The organism is Microbacterium sp. (genome assembly GCF_046295495.1).
Lineage (GTDB): Bacteria > Actinomycetota > Actinomycetes > Actinomycetales > Microbacteriaceae > Microbacterium.
Map to the genome: position 1 here is coordinate 1 of NZ_JBKBNC010000085.1, position 2,344 is coordinate 2,344.

The 2,344-nt window shown below is 72.0% G+C and carries 2 protein-coding genes; one reads left to right on the forward strand and one right to left on the reverse strand.

Going from position 1 to position 2,344, the window contains the following annotated elements:
* Nucleotides 1-144: 144 nt before the first annotated feature.
* Entirely contained in the window at nucleotides 145-1,017 is an 873-nt protein-coding gene (locus tag ACK4LS_RS14650) for a Bax inhibitor-1/YccA family protein (protein WP_409718838.1), read from the reverse strand.
* Nucleotides 1,018-1,160: 143 nt separating this feature from the next.
* On the opposite strand from ACK4LS_RS14650, the gene ACK4LS_RS14655 reads away from it, so the two are divergent.
* The gene (locus tag ACK4LS_RS14655) at nucleotides 1,161-2,150 is read left to right on the forward strand and encodes a glycerophosphodiester phosphodiesterase family protein (RefSeq protein ID WP_409718841.1); all 990 of its coding nucleotides are present in this window, start codon (nucleotides 1,161-1,163) and stop codon (nucleotides 2,148-2,150) included.
* Nucleotides 2,151-2,344 lie beyond the last annotated feature (194 nt).

Consider the following 2,344-nt stretch of genomic DNA (forward strand, 5'->3'; position numbering starts at 1 on the left):
GGACACTCGGCGGGACGGCGGGGCGGCGGGGCGGCGGGGCGGCGGGGCGGCGGGGCGGCGGGGCGGCGGGGCGGCGGGGCGGCGGGGCGGCGGGAACGACGAAGGGCCGCCCCGCAACGGGACGGCCCTTCGGGGGAACGTGTGTCAGTTGTTGCCGCGCACGATCGCGATGAGGCGCAGGATCTCGACGTACAGCCAGACGACCGTGACCATGATGCCGAAGGCACCGACCCAGCCGTAGACCCGGGGAGCGCCGTTGCGCACACCGCGCTGGATCTGGTCGAAGTCGAGCACCAGCGAGTACGCCGCCATGATGACGACGAACACGCCGATGATGACGCCGAGCGGGATGCCGAAGATCTCGATGCCGCTGCGGAGGCCGAATGCGCCGCCCGCGAGGGGCACGTTGAAGATCATCAGTCCGACGTTCACCAGGCTGAAGACGAGGTAGCCGACCATGGCGATCATGAAGATCTTCGTGGCACGAGCCGAGGCGCGCACCTTGCCGCTGGCGAAGAGGGCGAGGGTGACACCCACGACCGACAGGGTGCCCAGGGTCGCCTGGATGACGATGCCCGGGAACATCATCTCGAAGAAGCCGGAGATGCCACCGATGAACAGACCCTCGAACGCCGCGTAGGCGACGAAGACGGGGACGGAGGGCTTCTTCTTGAAGATCGCGACCATCGCGAGCACGAACCCGCCGAGACCACCGATGATCATCGGCGCGACGCTGGGGGACGGGTTGGCGGCGGTGACGCCGCTCATCGTCCAGATCCATCCGACGACGGCGGTGACGAGCAGGACGCCGAACAGGGCGAGGGTCTTCATGACGGTGTCTTCGACCGTCATGCGACCCGTGTCGACGGCGCTCGCGGACGGAGCCGCGTACGCGCCTTCGATGCGCGCGTCGGCGGCGGGGTCGACGGCCGGGGGCGGGCTGTAGCGCGTCTGAGCGCCACCGGCTCGAGGGTCCTGGAACGCCGGGTTGCTGAATGCCGGGTTGTTGAGGGCCACGGGAACTCACACTCCAAAAGATGGTGATCACAGCACCGTGCTGTCAGACAACACTAGCCGAGCGGGCCGCGGGAATCCTTGTGCTGACTGGGATTCTGCTCAGAGCGGACCGTCCGTTCACCCTCCGTCGCTAGCGTGGCGGCGTGCCTCTCGTGATCGGTCATCGCGGCGCGCCCGGGTACCTGCCCGAGCACTCCCGCAGCTCCTATTCGCGCGCGATCGAGGCGGGGGTGGATGCCGTCGAGCCCGACGTCGTGCCGTCCGCCGACGGTGTGCTGGTCGTACGCCACGAGAACGAGATCGGGGCGACGACCGACGTCTCCACCCGCCCCGAGTTCGCCGACCGTCGCACCTCGCGCGTCGTCGACGGCGAGAGGTCGACAGGCTGGTTCACGGAGGACTTCACCTGGGCCGAGCTGCAGACCCTGCGCTGCCGCGAGCGCCTCCCGGCGCTGCGTCCCGGGAGCGCCGCCCACGACGACACCGAGCCCGTGCTGCGCCTGCGCGACGTGCTCGAGCTCGCGCGCGCCGGCGGGGTCGGTGTGGTGCTGGAGATCAAGCACGCGGCGGCCTTCGCCCGTCGGGGCTTCGACATGGCCGCGCTGGTGGCGGCCGAGCTGCGCGACGCGGGATGGGCGGATGCCGTCGACGCCTTGATCATCGAGTCGTTCGAGCCTCTCGTGCTCTCGCGGCTGCGCGAGCACGGCATCCGGGTTCCGCTCGTCCAGCTGATCGAGTCCGACGGTGCGCCCTGGGACCTGCGCGAGCGCGACGGGGCCGACGCGTCGTCGTACGCGTCGATGCTCACGCCGGCGGGGCTCGACGCGCTCGCCGCGGAGGTCGAGGGGATCAGCGTCGACAAGCGCCTCGTGCTCGCCCCGGACCGGTGGGGGCGCGGGCGAGGACCGGCGCGGCTCGTCGGCGAGGCGAAGCGACGCGGGCTGCGCGTCTACACCTGGACGTGCCGCCCCGAGAACGCGTTCCTCCTCCCCGCTCACCGGCGTCCCGGCGGCCGGGCGGCGTTCGGCGACTACCGCGGCGAATGGTCCGTGCTGCGCGATGCGCAGCTGGACGGTGTGTTCGTGGACCACCCCGATCTGGGGGTCGAGTTCTTCGGGGCGGGCCGGCGCTGATCGTGCGCGAGCGGCCCGGTGCCGGGCTCCGGAGCATCTGTCGTCGGGGCCGGCGTTCGGCGCGAGGGGGCGCGCAGAGGCGCGGATTCTCCGGAGCCCGGCACCGGGCGTCGCGGTGCGTCGCCGCGCCAACCCGGCCGCGCTCCGGCACCGGGCGTCGCGGTGCGTCGCCGCGCAACCCCGGCCGCGCTCCG